Here is a 15,186-nt window from a genome sequence, read left to right as displayed (position 1 = left end):
GAAACCGTCACAGGAACCGATATGGCAAAACCTCTCCATTTTTCGTCTGCTCTGCTGCGCGCTGCCACTTTGTCTGCTGCGGCGCTGGTGCTGGCTGCCTGCTCGGCACTGCCCACAGCGCCCATCCAGCCTGTGCGCTATGACCTAGGGCTGACCGATACTGCAGTGCCGCAGGCCAATGCCGCTGCGCCCAGTGTGGCCCCGCCGCCGCTGGTGCTGGCCGAAGTGCAGACGCCTGCAGGTGCCGACAATTCCACGGCCATGCTTTACCGGCTGGCCTATGCCGATCAGCAGGAGCAGCGCGCCTATCAAGGTGCTCGCTGGAGCCTGCCGCCTGCGCAGATGCTGGAGCAGCGGCTGCGCACCCGCCTGGCGCTGGAGCGCCCGGTGCTGACGGAAAAAGACAACCTCAGCGCCAACCCCAATGACCAGCGCCCGCTGGGCTTGCTGCGCCTGGAAGTGGTGGAGTTCAGCCAGGTGTTTGACAGTGCCCAGAGCAGCCAGGCTGTGGTGCGCATCCGCGCCAGCCTGATTGCACAAGACCGCCGCGGTGGCAATGTGCTGCTGGGCCAGCAATTGTTCAGCGCACAGACCCCGGCTGTGACCGGCGATGCCGCTGGTGGCGCGCGGGCAATGGCTGCCAGCGTCAACAACCTGGCCACTCAGCTCAGCAGCTGGTTGCAGAAATACGGCCGATAAGTTTTCAGTGCTCTCACATCACAAAGCCCTGTCATGCAGGGCTTTGTTGATTCTGGGCAAGCTTCTGGCCCAGGTGGGCGAGGCTTTTCTGATGTGCGTCAATGGCCGGGGGCTGCCTTCTTTTTAAGCTGCAGAGTCCTCAAACTCGACCACGCACAAGGAACTGCCATGGCCAGCCTCGAATGGAATGCCGCTCTCGTCCTCGATTTTCCTGTCATGGACGAGGTGCATGAAGAGTTCGTCACCTTGCTGGCGCAGGTCGAAGCGGCTGGCGACGAGCAGCTGTGCGCGCTGTGGGATGAGCTGATTGCCCACACCCAGCACCACTTCGACCAAGAAGACCGCTGGATGCAGGCCACGGGCTTTGCCACGGGTAACTGCCATAGCCAGCAACACAAGGTGGTGCTGGCCGTGATGCGCGAAGGTGCTGTCAAAGGCGGGCAGGGCGACATGGGCTCGATTCGCCACATGGCGGGCGAGCTGGGCCCCTGGTTCAGCCACCACGCACAAAACATGGATGCCGCGCTGGCCCTGCACATGCGCAGCGCAGGCTTTGACCCGATTACGGGCGCGGTGCTGACCCCTGAGGCTTTGCCTGATGAGCCGATTACGGGCTGCGGCGGTGCCTGCAGCACTGCAGAGCATAAAAAAGAAGCCGCAACTGCGGCATAAAACTGGCGCGCCCCAAACCAGAGACAGCGAGCAAGCGCCGCCGCGCAGCGAGGCTGTCGTCCCCCTCAGGGGGAAGGCGCAAAGCGCCTCAGGGGGCTACGGATAAATCGCGGGGGACGCCAGGATAGGGAAGATCTTGACCAGCCCGCCTGCCATCACTTCAATGGCCAGCGCAGCCAGAATCAGCCCCATGAGCCGGGTCATCACATTGATGCCGGTTTTGCCCAGCACGCGGGCAATCGGGTTGGCCAGCGAAAAGCACAGCATGATGGCCGCCGCCACCACCACGCCATAGCCCACCAGTGCCACATGCTGCCAGACGGTGCGCGCCTGATCGGCGTAGATCACCACGGTGGACATGGCTGCAGGGCCCGTCAGCAGCGGAATGGTCAGCGGCACCACGGCAATGCTGTTGCCCTCGGCGGCTTTTTCCACACCGGCCTCCAGCGTGCCGGTGTTGGGCCGGTCTTCTGCAGGGCGCGAGTTGAGCATGTTCATGGCGCTGAGCAGCAGCAGCAGGCCGCCGCCGACCTGAAAGCTCTGCAGTGAGATATTGAAGAACTGCAGAATCTGCAGGCCCAGCAGAGCACACACCGCAATCACGCAGAACGCTGCAAACGCTGCGGTGCGAATGGTCTGCCAGCGCTGATCAGCATTGAAGCCTGCCGTGTAGTGGATGAAAAAAGGAATGATGGCCAGCGGGTTGATGATGGCGACCAAGGTGATGAGCGGCTTCAGATCCATGAAAAATTGCCTCCGGAATTTTCAATCACGCTTTGGGATGCCTGGGGTCAATGCAGCTCGATGGAGCGGAGGATGGACTGATAGGCATTTGGGGGGCTGGGGCGTATGAGCCGCCCGTTAACGAGCACCGCCTCATCGAGAAATTCACAGACGATCAGCCGCTGACCGTGGAGGAACACCAGTACATCCAGTGTGGAATGGGCCGTGCGCATGGGCGTAATGCTGCTGCCTTTGGCATGCAAACGCAGTGCTTTGCGATCATTGAGCGTTATTTTTTGCAGAGGGCTGACATTTTTGTACTGGTCTGCGTAATAGGCGTGTAGCTGCTCCATCACGATGGACTGGTGGATGGCGTTCGCAGGCACGGGGTTGGGTAGCTTTTCTGTGTCCAGCCTTTTCTTCAGGGGCAGCGATCGAACCTCAATGTTCAGAAATGGGTAGTCTTCACTGAGGAAACGAGCTAGATCTTCTGTCCCCGATGACATCATGCGCCGCCAGCCCACGTTATCGGGCAGTGTCAGGCTCAGAATGTGCTCGCCCGGAGTTTCAGGGCTTTCAATGTCGTACCGGGTGTCCGCCTGCGCAGCTTCCATGGCTGCGATCAGGCAAAGGGGCGCAATCAGTTTCAGCAGAAAGTGCATGAGCGATGGAGGATGGTTGGTTGCCCGGGCTGCCGCCAATGCTGCAAGTGCGAAAAAACGCGAGTTCAGCGGGTTAACTCAGGCATTACAGCATTCATTCGCCCAAGATAATGAAATCCTTTGTCGATGCTTTTCGGGCTTACGATGAGTGCAACAAATATAGGAGCATATATGGGTAGCTTTGTTGAACTGACCGCCGTAGATGGTGGCAAGACTTCTGCCTATGTGGCCATGCCTGAGGGCAAGCCGCGCGGTGCCGTTGTGGTGCTGCAGGAGATTTTTGGCGTGAACTCGCATATCCGCTCCGTGGCCGACCGCTATGCCTCTCAGGGCTACGTGGCCGTGGCCCCGGCCATGTTTGCGCGCGTCAAACCCAATGTAGAGCTGGGCTATACCGAAGAAGACATGAAGACGGGCTTCGCCCTCAAGGGCGCGGTGGAAGCCTTGCCCGAACCCGGCGCGCTGCGCGATGTAGAAGCGGCCGTTGCCCATGCCGCCACGCTGGTGCCTGGCGGTAAGGTCGGCGTGGTGGGCTTTTGCTGGGGCGGCCTGATGACCTGGCGCGCAGCTTGCACGCTGCCCAGCGTTTCTGCTGCAGTCTGTTACTACGGCGGCGGCATGACGGGTGAGCAAGAAGCCAATCGTCAGGCTCTGTGCCCGGTGCTGGCCCACTTTGGTAGCAAAGATCACTACATCTCGCTGGAGTCTGTGGAAGCCTTCAAGCTGGCCCAGCCTAAGGTGCAGGTCTATGTCTACGAGGCTGACCACGGCTTCAACTGCGGCCAGCGCGGCTCTTACAGCGCAGCTGCCGCAGCCCAGGCCATGGAGCGCACTCTGGCCTTCTTCGGCGAACATCTGGCTTGATATCAAAACCATAGCTGCTCGCGCTTTATAGATAAGCGTTAGCAGCTATTTTTATCTAAAGCCCGTTGCCGCTGGGCGTTCCCCATCAGAGACATCAAGCAAGCGCCGCCGCGCAGCGAGGATGTCGTCCCCTTGGGGAAGGCGCGTAAGTGTCTCAGGGGGTCACTCTTTCTCTTCGCTCTCCAGATAGCGCCTGCGCCAGAAGTACGCCACCAGCACCACGGTGATGACGACCATGGCCAGCAACGCCCAGATAAAACCGTCTTTCTTGTGCACAAAGGGGATGAACTCGAAGTTCATGCCAAAGATGCCGGCAATCAGGTTGAGCGGCAGAAAGATGGCGGTGACCGTGGTCAGCGTGCGCATGATGTCGTTGGCGCGGTTGCTCTGGGCCGAAAAGTGCATTTGCACCGCCGTTTCGGCGCTTTGCTCCATGCGGTGAATATGGTGGGTCACGCGCTCTATGTGCTCCAGCACGTCGCGTGAGCGCACGCGCAGCAGCTCGCGCTCATGCTGGCGTGAGGCGGTGTGCTCGGGCGGCCAGCCTTCCAGCGCCTCTGTCCAGTCCTGCATGGCGGCACGCTGGTCTTCACAGATTTCATCGAGCTGGTGCAGCGCCAGGCGCACATCCAGTACGCTGGCCCAGTTGCTGAAGCGCTTATGGGGCTTGAGCAGCGCGATCTGCCAGTGATCAATCTGCCGCGTCAGCGTGCGGCGCAGGTCCAGATAGCCGTCCACCATGCCGTTGACCATGCGCAGCATCAGATCGGCGGGCTCTACGGGCATTTTGGCGGTGACGGGGCGGCTATCGTTCTTGGCCGGACCGGCCATCAGGCGCTGCCAGAAGTTCTCCAGCACAAAGCAGTCGTCGGGGTGTACGGACAGCAAAATCTGGTCATACAGGGCAAAGCCCACAGGCTGGGTTTCTACGCGCTGCAGCACTGGCGCTTCGCGGTCTTTTTGCACCGCATGGGCTGAGTGATGCGATGGAGGCGGCGCATTCACCGCAGGAGCATGGGGGGCTGCAGCCATGGCGGGCGGGGTGAGCGCCGGGGTGGTGCTGGCTGCAGGGGCTGTGGCATGTGAGCCGTTCAGCGGCGGCAGGTGGGCATTGGCCAGGCGGCGAAATACCAGCACGTCATACACCGAGGTGTAGTCGTAGTTGGAAGGGATGGCCGGGTTGAGCAGGTCGGAGATATGCAGATCGACCAGTGGTGAGCCGCCCAGCTTCGTCAGCATGGCCTGTATGGCGGGCAGTTGCGATTCCAGTTCGGAGCGCGCGCAGGAAACCCAGTGGAACCCGGTAGTGGCGGGCTGCGTGGGCAGGCCTTCAACAGGCTGGGCATAAAGCGGGGAGATATGCAGCACGCGCATGGGTAACAACACCTTGGGTAGCGGATACGGAAGCGGATACAAGAACGGCCCAGAAGCTGCTTCTGGGCCGTTGGATCATGCCTTAATTGGCCTCAAGCGCAAGTCCGTAAAGCGCTTGCAGCTATCAAATTCATAAGCCACGCAGCTTCTTGGCGGCATCAATGGCGAAGTAGGTCAGGATGCCATCGGCACCAGCGCGCTTGAAAGCGAGCAGGGCTTCCATCATCACCTGGTCATGGTCCAGCCAGCCATTGGCGGCAGCGGCCTTGATCATGGCGTATTCGCCAGACACTTGGTAAGCGAAGGTGGGCACCTTGAACTCGTCCTTGACGCGGCGCACCACGTCCAGATACGGCATGCCGGGTTTGACCATGACCATGTCTGCGCCTTCGGCGATGTCCAGCGCCACTTCGCGCAGGGCTTCGTCGGTGTTGGCGGGGTCCATCTGGTAGACGTTCTTGTCGGCCTTGCCCAGGGCGCCGCGCGTGCCCACGGCATCGCGGAAGGGACCGTAGAAGGCGCTGGCGTACTTGGCGCTGTAGGCCATGATGCGGGTGTGAATGTGGCCTTGCAGCTCCAGCGCTTCACGGATAGCGCCAATGCGGCCGTCCATCATGTCGCTGGGGGCGACCATGTCCACACCGGCTTCGGCATGGGCCAGAGCCTGGCCGACCAGCATTTCGACGGTGTCGTCGTTGATGATGTAGCCGCTTTCGTCCAGGATGCCGTCCTGGCCGTGGCTGGTGTAGGGGTCCAGCGCCACGTCGGTCATCACGCCCAGCTGAGGGAATTCTTGTTTCAGCGCGCGGATGACGCGGGGAATCAGGCCATCGGGGTTCAACGCTTCCTTGCCGTCAGGGGTCTTCAGGCTGGCGTCAATGGCGGGGAACAGGGCCAGGTAAGGAATTTCCAGCTTCACGCACTCTTCGGCCACGGGCAGCAGCAGGTCCAGGCTCAGGCGGTCAACGCCGGGCATGGAGGGCACGGCCTCGCGCTTGTTGCTGCCTTCGTGCACAAACACGGGGTAGATGAAGTCGTGGGACGTCAGCACGTTCTCACGAACCAGATTGCGAGTAAAAGCATCGCGGCGCAGACGGCGGGGGCGATTCTGGGGAAATGGAGTGGGGCTGGACAAATGCATGGGGAAAATTGTGCCCCATTCGCCATGGCTTGGCTGGCAGGTTCGTGACTATTCCATGACGGCAGTCGCATTGCAGGTAAAGACAGCGCTTGCGGCGGGCGATGCGCGGCAGCGGCCCTTACACTGGCTCCATGCTATGGGTCAAAGCTTTTCATATCGTTTTCGTGGCCAGCTGGTTTGCTGGTCTGTTCTATTTGCCGCGCATCTTCGTCAATCTGGCCATGGTCACGCCCGGCTCGGTGGCTGAGCGCGAGCGTCTGCTGCTGATGGCGCGCAAGCTGCTGCGCTTTACCACCCTGCTGGCCGTGCCCGCGCTGGGGCTGGGCCTGTGGCTGTGGCTGGGCTGGGGCTTCAAGGGCGGCTGGTTGCATGCCAAGCTGGCCGTGGTGCTGCTGGTCATCGGTTACCACCACAGCTGCGCCGTGCTGCTGCGCAAGCTGGGGGACAACACCTGTCATAAAAGCCACCGCTGGTTTCGCTATTACAACGAAGTGCCTGTACTGCTCTTGATCGCCGCCGTGATTCTGGTGGTGGTCAAGCCTTTCTAGTCTTGACCGGAACAAGGGACTGTTGTGTCTGAACCTGCGGTGACTCAGGCTGCCGGGCTGCCGGTGATCTCCATGCGCCACACCTCGGCCTGGCCGCTGGCGCTGGTGTATTCCGTGCTGATTGTGTTTGCCAGCCTGTTTCCGTTTGATGGCTGGCGCGCTCAGGGTATTGATCCCCGCGTTTTTCTGTTCGCCAAAATCCCGCCGCCTTACTGGACCTGGTTCGACGTCAACACCAATATCGTTGGCTATGCGCCGCTGGGCTTTTTTCTGGCGCTGGCGCTGATGCGCTCGGGCAAGCCGCGGCTGGCCGTGCCGCTGGCCTTTCTGGCGGGCACGCTGCTGTCGCTGTGCATGGAGTTTTTGCAGATCTACCTGCCGCGCCGCGTACCGTCTAACCTTGACCTGGTGCTCAACTCCGGCGGCACGTTGATGGGCGCGCTGCTGGCCGCTTTGTTGGAGAAGCTGGGTGCACTCTCGCGCTGGAGCGCTTTTCGCAGCCAGTGGCTGGGCGAGGGCGGGGCGGGCGTGCTGGTGCTGCTGGCACTGTGGCCGTTTGCGCTGCTGTTCCCGGCGGCTGTGCCGTTTGGGCTGGGGCAGGTGCTGGAGCGGCTGGATGAAACCTTGCAAGACTGGCTGCTGAACACCCCGTTTGAGGACTGGCTGCCGCTGGGCGACTTTGCGATGACGCCGCTTTCCATGGTGACGGAGATGTTCTGCGTCACGCTGGGGCTGTGGGTGCCTTGCCTGCTGGCCTATTGCGCCGTGCGCCACATGGGACGCCGGGTCTTGGCGGCTTTGCTGCTGCTGGGGGCCGGAGTCAGCGTCACCGCGCTGTCAGCGGCGCTCAGCTGGGGCCCTGCTCATGCATGGGAGTGGGTGGACTTGCCGGTGCGCCTTGGTATCTGGGGTGGCCTGGGCCTGGCCGTGATTGCGCTGCCTGCCTCGCGCAACATCTGCGCCGTGCTTTTGCTGCTAGTGCTAGTGCTGCACCTGAGCATCCTCAATCAGGCGCCCACTAATGTGTACTTTGCCCAGACGCTGCAGGCCTGGGAGCAGGGGCGTTTCATCCGCTTTTACGGACTGGGTCAGTGGCTAGGCTGGCTCTGGCCTTACGTGACGCTGGCGTATGTAGTGGTTCGCGTTTCCAGGCGGCAATAGCCTGCCTAGAATGACCGCACTATGAGTGACACCCCGAACCAAGACAAGGCCGATGGCTACTACCAGCGCCATATTTTCTTTTGCCTGAATGAGCGCCCCAATGGTGAGGACTGCTGCGCCCTGCATGGCGCCAAAGCAGGCTTTGACCATTGCAAGCGCCGTGTGAAGGAAGAGGGGCTGGCTGGCAAAGGTCAGGTGCGTGTGAACAAGGCGGGCTGCCTTGACCGCTGCGCTGGTGGCCCCGTGGCCGTGGTCTACCCGGAAGGGGTCTGGTACACCTTTATCGACGATAGCGATATCGACGAGATCGTCGAGTCCCACCTCAAGAATGGCAAGGTGGTTGAGCGTCTGGTGCTGCCTGAGGACGTAGGCCGCTGAATTCCAGCGAATCTCAAAAAATGCAGGGCACTGCCTTCGGGTGGTGCCGGTTAAGACTGGCGCTTCTCTATAGGAGGGCGCCAAGCAAGGGGCGCCCCGCAGCGGGGGTGCCGTCCCCGTGGTGAAGTGGCAAAGCCGCTCCGGGCAAAAATTAGGATAGCAACCGTGAACTCCCAGACTGAACGACTGACGTTGACCGGCGGTGCCGGCGTGATTGAAGCCCTGCGTGACCCGGCGCAACTGGTCGATGGGCAAAGCCCCAAGGGCGTGGCCATCATTGCCCACCCGCACCCGCTGTTCGCTGGCACGATGGATAACAAGGTGGTGCAGACGCTGGCGCGTGCCTTTGTGCAGTGCGGCTATACGGCGGTGCGTTTCAACTTCCGCGGCGTGGGTGCCAGTGCGGGTGAGTATGACGCGGGCAAGGGTGAGCTGCAGGACTTGCTGGCGGTGGTGCGTCAGGTCGCGCCTGAGGGGCCGATTGCACTGGCCGGCTTCTCCTTCGGTGCTTTTGTCACCAGCCATGCGCTGGCCGCGTTGTGGGATGAAGGCCGTGTGGCCAAGGCCGTGCTCGTCGGCACCGCTGCCAGCCGCTTTGAGGTGGCGCCCGTGCCCGCGGCAGCGCATGACAGCACGCTGGTCATTCACGGCGAGGCCGATGACACCGTCGAGCTGTCTTCCGTCATGGACTGGGCACGCCCGCAGATACTGCCTGTTACCGTGATTCCGCAGGTGGGGCATTTCTTTCACGGACAATTGCCTCTGCTCAAGAGCTTGGTCGTGCGACATCTGAAGTCACAGTAAGCACTTACCTTCTAAACCCTGACGCCCTGGTCTTGGTTAATCCCCTTTTCATAGCACCAAGCCAAGGTATATCCTTGGCTTTGGCTGTTTTCGATGGTGAATCACCGTCGCCTACCTTTGCTTTAGCGAGAGTTTTCTTCATGAAGCCCATTTATTCCACGCTGCGTGTTCTGGCTGTTGCTGCCGCAGTCGCACCTGTTTTTGCCATGGCACAGGTGGCGGCTCCCGTTCCTCCCGAAATTGCTGCCCGCAATTACCTGCTGGTGGATGTCACCGCCGGTCAGGTGCTGGGAGCCAAGGATGTCGATGCCCCCGTGGAGCAGGCATCTCTGACCAAGCTGATGTCGGCCTATGTGGTGTTCGAGGCATTGCGTGCCAAGAAGGTTACGCTGGAGCAGCGCATGCCCGTGAGCGAGCGCGCCTGGAAGATGCCCGGCTCGCGCATGTTCATCGACCCCAAGATGCAGGTGCCCGTCAACGACCTGCTCAGCGGCATGATCATCCAGTCCGGCAACGACGCCACCATGGCGCTGGCCGAATCGGTTGGCGGCACGGCTGAGAACTTCGTCAAGATGATGAATGACCAGGCCAAGGCTCTGGGCATGAAGAACACGACCTACAAAAACCCCGAAGGTCTGACCGAACCCGGTCACCTGACGACGGCGCGTGATTTGTCCATTCTGGCCCAGCGCCTGCTGCATGACTTCCCCGAGTACATGCACTACTACTCGACCAAGCAGTACAGCTACCCGGGCACTCCCGTTTCCAACGGCAGCAACCGCAATGCGTTGCTGTTCCGCGATCCGACGGTAGACGGCCTGAAGACCGGTCACACCAATGCCGCAGGCTACTGCCTGGTGGCCACGGCCAAGCGCGACCTGCCCAATGTGGGTCAGCGCCGTCTGCTGTCCATCGTGCTGGGTACCGCCAGCGAGAAGGCTCGTGCCAACGAAAGCCAGAAGCTGTTGAACTGGGGTTACACCGCCTTTGATGCGGTCAAGTTGTTTGATGCTGACCAGCCTGTGGCCACGCCCGCCGTCTGGAAGGGTGCTGCCAATGCGGTCAAAATCGGCAAGCCCGATGGCGCTGTGGTGGTGACCGTGCCCTCGGGCACCGGCGGCAAGCTGACCACCGAAGTTGTGCGCCAAGATCCGCTGATTGCCCCAATCGCCAAGGGTCAGGTGATGGGCGTACTCAAGGTCAAGTCGGGCGCTGATGTTGTGGCTGAAGTGCCACTGGTCGCTCTTGAGGCTGTTGAGCAGGCTGGCTTCTTTGGCCGTCTGTGGGACACCATTCGCCTCTGGATTAAGTAAGACTCCTCGCTGGCAAGGGGCAAATCCTTTGCCAGCTGCGGGAGCCTGACGTACGCGCTTGGAAAAATTGGCAATTTGCGGGGCTATTGCGTCGCAGTAGTTGTGCGATTTTTCTCAAGCTGGTACATTCGAGAGCTTTTCGGAATTTCCGAAGGGATTCACGTTTTCGCTTTTCACGAAGCAAATTCACGTTTAGGGACGTTATTTAATGCCAACCATTAACCAACTCGTGCGTCAGGGCCGCACGGTAGAAGTTGTTAAATCCAAGAGCCCTGCTATGGAAAACTGCCCCCAACGCCGTGGCGTGTGCACCCGTGTGTACACCACCACACCTAAGAAGCCTAACTCGGCTCTGCGTAAGGTGGCTAAGGTTCGTCTGACCAACGGTTTCGAAGTTATTTCGTACATCGGCGGTGAAGGCCACAACCTGCAAGAGCACAGCGTTGTGCTGGTGCGTGGCGGCCGTGTGAAGGACTTGCCCGGTGTGCGTTACCACATCGTGCGCGGTTCTCTTGACCTGCAAGGCGTCAAGGACCGTAAGCAGTCCCGCTCCAAGTACGGTGCCAAGAAGCCTAAGGCTAAGTAATCAGCCCTGGTTTTTTGAAAACAAACGGTGTTTGATTCGCCTGACTGGCGCGATCGAACGTAGTGACCCGAAGCACAAATTTTTGTGTGGGTCGAGTAAGTGAGAGTTTTGAATAGCTCTCGCGGTATCTGAAAAGATGCCAACTGAAGCAAAGATAGAGGTAAAAAATGCCACGTCGTCGCGAAGTCCCCAAACGTGAAATTCTGCCGGATCCAAAGTTCGGCAATGTAGAGCTGTCCAAATTCATGAACGTGATCATGGAAGGCGGCAAGAAGGCTGTTGCAGAGCGCATCATTTACGGTGCTCTGGACCTGATCGCCAAGAAGCACCCCGGTAAGGATCCTCTGGAAGCCTTCGTGGTTGCTATCAACAACGTCAAGCCCATGGTCGAAGTGAAGTCCCGCCGCGTTGGTGGTGCTAACTACCAAGTGCCCGTTGAAGTGCGTCCCGTCCGTCGCCTGGCTCTGTCCATGCGCTGGATCAAGGAAGCTTCCCGCAAGCGCGGTGAAAAGTCCATGGCTCAACGTCTGGCCAACGAGTTGCTGGAAGCAACCGAAGGCCGTGGCGGCGCCATGAAGAAGCGTGACGAAGTTCACCGCATGGCCGAAGCCAACAAGGCTTTCAGCCACTTCCGCTTCTAAACGGAATCTCGCTCGAGATACAGGGCCGCATGCAAAAAAATTGCTGCGGCCTTGTGTCGATTCTGAGCGCCCCCATATAGAACTGCTGCTCCCAATGTACAAGCCGGGGCAAGGCAGTACTCCCATACGATCAAGCAAGGATCCATCATGGCTCGCAAGACTCCCATCGAGCGCTACCGCAATATCGGTATTTCTGCTCACATTGACGCTGGTAAGACCACCACCTCCGAACGTATCCTGTTCTATACAGGCGTGACTCACAAGCTGGGCGAAGTGCACGATGGCGCTGCGACCACCGACTGGATGGAGCAAGAGCAAGAGCGCGGTATCACGATTACTTCGTCGGCCGTGACCTGCTTCTGGAAGGGTATGGATCTGTCTCGCCCTGACCACCGCATCAACATCATTGACACCCCCGGCCACGTGGACTTCACTATTGAAGTGGAACGCTCCATGCGCGTGCTGGACGGCGCCGTGATGGTTTACTGCGCTGTGGGTGGCGTGCAGCCCCAGTCTGAAACTGTGTGGCGTCAGGCTAACAAGCACAAGGTGCCTCGTCTGGCCTTCGTGAACAAGATGGACCGTACTGGTGCCAACTTCTTCAAGGTCGTTGAAGGCATGAAGACTCGCCTGAACGCTAGCCCCGTGCCAATCGTCATCCCAATCGGCGCCGAAGACAAGTTCGAAGGCGTGGTCGATCTGATCAAGATGAAGGCCATCTACTGGGACGAAGCTTCCCAGGGTATGAAGTTCGAATACCGCGATATCCCCGCTGATCTGGTGGATTCCGCCAACGAATGGCGCGAGAAGATGGTTGAGTCGGCTGCTGAAGCAACCGAAGAACTGATGAACAAGTACCTGGAAGAAGGTACCTTGACCGAGCAGGAAATCATGGCTGGTCTGCGTCAGCGCACCATTGCCACCGAAATCCAGCCCATGCTGTGCGGTACTGCGTTCAAGAACAAGGGTGTGCAGCGGATGCTGGACGCCGTTCTGGATCTGCTGCCTTCGCCTGTGGACATTCCTGACGTTGCCGGTACCGATCCCGATGACGAAGAGAAGAAGCTGTCGCGTAAGGCTGACGACGCTGAGAAGTTCTCGGCTCTGGCATTCAAGCTGATGACCGATCCGTTCGTGGGTCAGCTGACTTTCGTGCGCGTTTATTCTGGCGTTCTGACCAAGGGCGAAACCGTCCTGAACTCGGTCAAGGGCAAGAAAGAGCGTATCGGCCGTATCGTGCAGATGCACGCTAACGAGCGTGAAGAAGTTGAAGAAATCCGCGCTGGCGACATCGCTGCTTGCGTGGGTCTGAAGGACGTGACCACCGGTGAAACACTGTGTGCTCTGGACGCTCCTATCGTGCTGGAACGCATGGTCTTCCCTGAGCCCGTGATTGCACAGGCCGTGGAACCTAAGACCAAGACTGACCAGGAAAAGATGGGTATCGCCCTGTCGCGTCTGGCTGCTGAAGATCCTTCCTTCCGCGTGCGTACTGACGAAGAGTCCGGTCAGACCATCATCGCTGGTATGGGCGAGCTGCACTTGGAAATTATCGTTGACCGCATGAAGCGCGAATTCAACGTGGAAGCCAACGTGGGCAAGCCCCAGGTTGCCTACCGCGAAACGATTCGCCAAAAGGTTGTGGACGTGGACGGCAAGTTCGTTCGTCAGTCCGGCGGTAAGGGTCAGTACGGCCACGTGGTGTTCACTGTCGAACCTCAAGAAGCCGGTAAGGGCTTTGAGTTCGTGGACGCCATCAAGGGTGGTGTGGTTCCTCGCGAATACATCCCTGCGGTGGAAAAGGGCGTGATCGAAGCCCTGACTTCCGGCGTGCTGGCTGGCTACCCCGTTGTGGACGTGAAGGTCACTCTGACTTTCGGTTCGTACCACGATGTGGACTCGAACGAAATGGCGTTCAAGATGGCCGCTATCTTCGGTTTCAAGGAAGCTGCTCGCAAGGCCAGCCCCGTCATCCTCGAGCCAATGATGGCTGTGGAAGTGGAAACTCCTGAAGACTACGCCGGCACTGTGATGGGTGACTTGTCTTCCCGTCGCGGTATGGTGCAGGGCATGGACGACATGATCGGTGGCGGCAAGGCCATCAAGGCCGAAGTGCCTCTGTCGGAAATGTTCGGCTACGCCACGTCGCTGCGTTCCATGACTCAAGGTCGTGCCAGCTACACCATGGAATTCAAGCACTACGCTGAAGCTCCTCGCAACGTGGCTGAAGCCATCGTTGCAGCCCGCGCCAAGTAATTGACGCAGGTTTGACGAATCCGTCATAATCTCGGGTTCTGATCGCGACAACTCCTTGTGGGTTGTCGCGATTTTGCCGGTCTGCGATCTCATGCCGTTCTGTTTCCTGTGCAGAGCGAATCAGCAATGAGGTGCAGACCTTAAACATCACACAGGTTTTTGCTCTTTGGAGAAATCATGGCAAAAGAAAAATTCGAACGCACAAAGCCCCACGTTAACGTTGGCACCATCGGTCACGTTGACCACGGCAAGACCACTCTGACTGCTGCTATCGCTACCGTGCTGTCCAAGCACTTCGGCGGCGAAGCTAAGGATTACTCGCAGATCGACAACGCTCCCGAAGAAAAGGCTCGTGGTATCACGATCAACACTTCGCACGTTGAGTACGAAACTGCTGCTCGTCACTACGCTCACGTTGACTGCCCCGGTCACGCTGACTATGTGAAGAACATGATCACTGGTGCTGCTCAGATGGACGGCGCTATCCTGGTTTGCTCCGCTGCTGACGGCCCCATGCCCCAGACTCGCGAGCACATCCTGCTGTCGCGTCAAGTTGGCGTTCCTTACATCATCGTGTTCCTGAACAAGGCCGACATGGTGGACGACGAAGAACTGCTGGAACTGGTCGAAATGGAAGTGCGCGAGCTGCTGTCCAAGTACGACTTCCCCGGTGATGACACTCCTATCATCCGTGGCTCCGCCAAGCTGGCTCTGGAAGGCGACCAATCCGACAAGGGTGAACCCGCTATCCTGCGTCTGGCTGAAGCTCTGGACACATACATCCCCACTCCCGAGCGTGCTATCGACGGCGCCTTCGTGATGCCTGTGGAAGACGTGTTCTCGATCTCCGGTCGCGGCACTGTGGTGACTGGCCGTATCGAACGCGGCATCATCAAGGTCGGCGAAGAAATCGAAATCGTTGGTATCACAGATACTGCCAAGACGATTTGCACCGGCGTAGAAATGTTCCGCAAGCTGCTGGACCAAGGTCAAGCTGGCGATAACGTTGGCCTGCTGCTGCGCGGCACCAAGCGTGAAGACGTCCAGCGCGGCCAAGTTCTGGCCAAGCCCGGCTCTATCAAGCCCCACACACAGTTCACTTCCGAAGTGTACGTGCTGTCCAAGGACGAAGGCGGTCGCCACACTCCTTTCTTCAACAACTACCGCCCTCAGTTCTACTTCCGTACAACTGACGTGACCGGCTCCATCGAACTGCCAGAAGGCAAAGAAATGGTGATGCCTGGTGATAACGTTTCGATCACTGTCAAGCTGATCGCTCCTATCGCCATGGAAGAAGGTCTGCGCTTCGCTATCCGCGAAGGTGGTCGTACTGTTGGCGCCGGTGTGGTTGCCAAGATCATTGC

16 protein-coding genes are annotated in these 15,186 nt (G+C 59.5%); 12 read left to right on the top strand and 4 right to left on the bottom strand.

Translation table 11 applies throughout. The features are described 5' to 3' along the window. Nucleotides 1-21 precede the first annotated feature (21 nt). Both RSF91_RS06800 and RSF91_RS06795 read left to right on the top strand, forming a co-directional pair. A complete protein-coding gene (locus tag RSF91_RS06800) occupies nt 22-699 on the top strand; it encodes an ABC-type transport auxiliary lipoprotein family protein (RefSeq protein WP_332567695.1) in 678 nt (225 codons plus the stop codon). A 168-nt stretch (nt 700-867) separates the two neighbouring features. Then, entirely contained in the window at nt 868-1,371 is a 504-nt protein-coding gene (locus RSF91_RS06795) for a hemerythrin domain-containing protein (RefSeq protein WP_332567694.1), read from the top strand. Nucleotides 1,372-1,467: 96 nt separating this feature from the next. Here the strand turns inward: RSF91_RS06795 and RSF91_RS06790 are convergent, their stop codons facing one another. Continuing rightward, nucleotides 1,468-2,115, bottom strand: a complete 648-nt coding sequence (locus RSF91_RS06790; RefSeq protein ID WP_332567693.1) for a MarC family protein — start codon at nt 2,113-2,115, stop codon at nt 1,468-1,470. A gap of 47 nt (nt 2,116-2,162) precedes the next feature. Further along, nucleotides 2,163-2,756 (bottom strand): hypothetical protein, encoded by a 594-nt coding sequence (locus RSF91_RS06785; protein ID WP_332567692.1) that lies wholly within the window; start codon nt 2,754-2,756, stop codon nt 2,163-2,165. Nucleotides 2,757-2,927: 171 nt separating this feature from the next. Between RSF91_RS06785 and RSF91_RS06780 the strand changes: the two genes are divergently transcribed. Further along, on the top strand, nt 2,928-3,620 hold the full coding sequence (locus tag RSF91_RS06780; RefSeq protein ID WP_332567691.1) for a dienelactone hydrolase family protein: 693 nt from the start codon (nt 2,928-2,930) through the stop codon (nt 3,618-3,620). Between the two features lie 162 nt (nt 3,621-3,782). Here the strand turns inward: RSF91_RS06780 and RSF91_RS06775 are convergent, their stop codons facing one another. After that, nucleotides 3,783-4,994 carry a magnesium transporter CorA family protein gene (locus tag RSF91_RS06775; RefSeq protein ID WP_332567690.1) on the bottom strand — a complete coding sequence of 404 codons (1,212 nt, stop codon included), beginning with the start codon at nt 4,992-4,994 and terminating at the stop codon, nt 3,783-3,785. 130 nt (nt 4,995-5,124) lie between these two features. After that, the gene (gene hemB, locus RSF91_RS06770; protein WP_099739872.1) at nt 5,125-6,135 is read right to left on the bottom strand and encodes a porphobilinogen synthase; all 1,011 of its coding nucleotides are present in this window, start codon (nt 6,133-6,135) and stop codon (nt 5,125-5,127) included. 131 nt (nt 6,136-6,266) lie between these two features. On the opposite strand from hemB, the gene RSF91_RS06765 reads away from it, so the two are divergent. The 9 genes from RSF91_RS06765 to tuf form a co-directional block, all read left to right on the top strand. After that, nucleotides 6,267-6,683, top strand: a complete 417-nt coding sequence (locus RSF91_RS06765) for a CopD family protein (protein WP_099740090.1) — start codon at nt 6,267-6,269, stop codon at nt 6,681-6,683. Between the two features lie 72 nt (nt 6,684-6,755). After that, nucleotides 6,756-7,844, top strand: a complete 1,089-nt coding sequence (locus tag RSF91_RS06760; RefSeq protein ID WP_332567807.1) for a VanZ family protein — start codon at nt 6,756-6,758, stop codon at nt 7,842-7,844. A gap of 21 nt (nt 7,845-7,865) precedes the next feature. After that, a complete protein-coding gene (locus RSF91_RS06755) occupies nt 7,866-8,222 on the top strand; it encodes a (2Fe-2S) ferredoxin domain-containing protein (RefSeq protein WP_332567689.1) in 357 nt (118 codons plus the stop codon). 165 nt (nt 8,223-8,387) lie between these two features. Then, nucleotides 8,388-9,026, top strand: a complete 639-nt coding sequence (locus tag RSF91_RS06750) for an alpha/beta hydrolase (RefSeq protein WP_332567688.1) — start codon at nt 8,388-8,390, stop codon at nt 9,024-9,026. A gap of 140 nt (nt 9,027-9,166) precedes the next feature. Next, nucleotides 9,167-10,339 carry a D-alanyl-D-alanine carboxypeptidase family protein gene (locus RSF91_RS06745; RefSeq protein ID WP_332567687.1) on the top strand — a complete coding sequence of 391 codons (1,173 nt, stop codon included), beginning with the start codon at nt 9,167-9,169 and terminating at the stop codon, nt 10,337-10,339. A gap of 208 nt (nt 10,340-10,547) precedes the next feature. After that, nucleotides 10,548-10,925: a 30S ribosomal protein S12 gene (gene rpsL / locus RSF91_RS06740; protein WP_012202325.1), complete on the top strand. Its 378-nt coding sequence runs from the start codon at nt 10,548-10,550 to the stop codon at nt 10,923-10,925. A gap of 167 nt (nt 10,926-11,092) precedes the next feature. Next, entirely contained in the window at nt 11,093-11,566 is a 474-nt protein-coding gene (gene rpsG / locus RSF91_RS06735) for a 30S ribosomal protein S7 (RefSeq protein ID WP_332567686.1), read from the top strand. A gap of 147 nt (nt 11,567-11,713) precedes the next feature. Next, the gene (gene fusA, locus RSF91_RS06730; protein ID WP_332567685.1) at nt 11,714-13,822 is read left to right on the top strand and encodes an elongation factor G; all 2,109 of its coding nucleotides are present in this window, start codon (nt 11,714-11,716) and stop codon (nt 13,820-13,822) included. Nucleotides 13,823-13,999: 177 nt separating this feature from the next. Then, on the top strand, nt 14,000-15,186 hold a 1,187-nt coding region (gene tuf, locus RSF91_RS06725), incomplete at its 3' end, for an elongation factor Tu (RefSeq protein WP_169107896.1).

The sequence above is a fragment of the Comamonas sp. genome, assembly GCF_036643215.1.
Taxonomy (GTDB): domain Bacteria; phylum Pseudomonadota; class Gammaproteobacteria; order Burkholderiales; family Burkholderiaceae_C; genus Comamonas.
This window is presented reverse-complemented; position numbering and strand designations above follow the sequence as displayed.

What these genes read in the sequence shown, in the direction of transcription:
- RSF91_RS06780 (WP_332567691.1), top strand. Translation starts at nt 2,928, where the DNA reads ATGGGTAGCTTTGTTGAACTGACCGCCGTAGATGGTGGCAAGACTTCT.
- RSF91_RS06800 (WP_332567695.1), top strand. Translation starts at nt 22, where the DNA reads ATGGCAAAACCTCTCCATTTTTCGTCTGCTCTGCTGCGCGCTGCCACT.
- RSF91_RS06765 (WP_099740090.1), top strand. Translation starts at nt 6,267, where the DNA reads ATGCTATGGGTCAAAGCTTTTCATATCGTTTTCGTGGCCAGCTGGTTT.
- RSF91_RS06755 (WP_332567689.1), top strand. Translation starts at nt 7,866, where the DNA reads ATGAGTGACACCCCGAACCAAGACAAGGCCGATGGCTACTACCAGCGC.
- RSF91_RS06760 (WP_332567807.1), top strand. Translation starts at nt 6,756, where the DNA reads ATGCGCCACACCTCGGCCTGGCCGCTGGCGCTGGTGTATTCCGTGCTG.
- RSF91_RS06745 (WP_332567687.1), top strand. Translation starts at nt 9,167, where the DNA reads ATGAAGCCCATTTATTCCACGCTGCGTGTTCTGGCTGTTGCTGCCGCA.
- RSF91_RS06785 (WP_332567692.1), bottom strand. Translation starts at nt 2,756, where the DNA reads ATGCACTTTCTGCTGAAACTGATTGCGCCCCTTTGCCTGATCGCAGCC.
- RSF91_RS06775 (WP_332567690.1), bottom strand. Translation starts at nt 4,994, where the DNA reads ATGCGCGTGCTGCATATCTCCCCGCTTTATGCCCAGCCTGTTGAAGGC.
- RSF91_RS06790 (WP_332567693.1), bottom strand. Translation starts at nt 2,115, where the DNA reads ATGGATCTGAAGCCGCTCATCACCTTGGTCGCCATCATCAACCCGCTG.
- hemB (WP_099739872.1), bottom strand. Translation starts at nt 6,135, where the DNA reads ATGCATTTGTCCAGCCCCACTCCATTTCCCCAGAATCGCCCCCGCCGT.
- fusA (WP_332567685.1), top strand. Translation starts at nt 11,714, where the DNA reads ATGGCTCGCAAGACTCCCATCGAGCGCTACCGCAATATCGGTATTTCT.
- rpsG (WP_332567686.1), top strand. Translation starts at nt 11,093, where the DNA reads ATGCCACGTCGTCGCGAAGTCCCCAAACGTGAAATTCTGCCGGATCCA.
- rpsL (WP_012202325.1), top strand. Translation starts at nt 10,548, where the DNA reads ATGCCAACCATTAACCAACTCGTGCGTCAGGGCCGCACGGTAGAAGTT.
- RSF91_RS06795 (WP_332567694.1), top strand. Translation starts at nt 868, where the DNA reads ATGGCCAGCCTCGAATGGAATGCCGCTCTCGTCCTCGATTTTCCTGTC.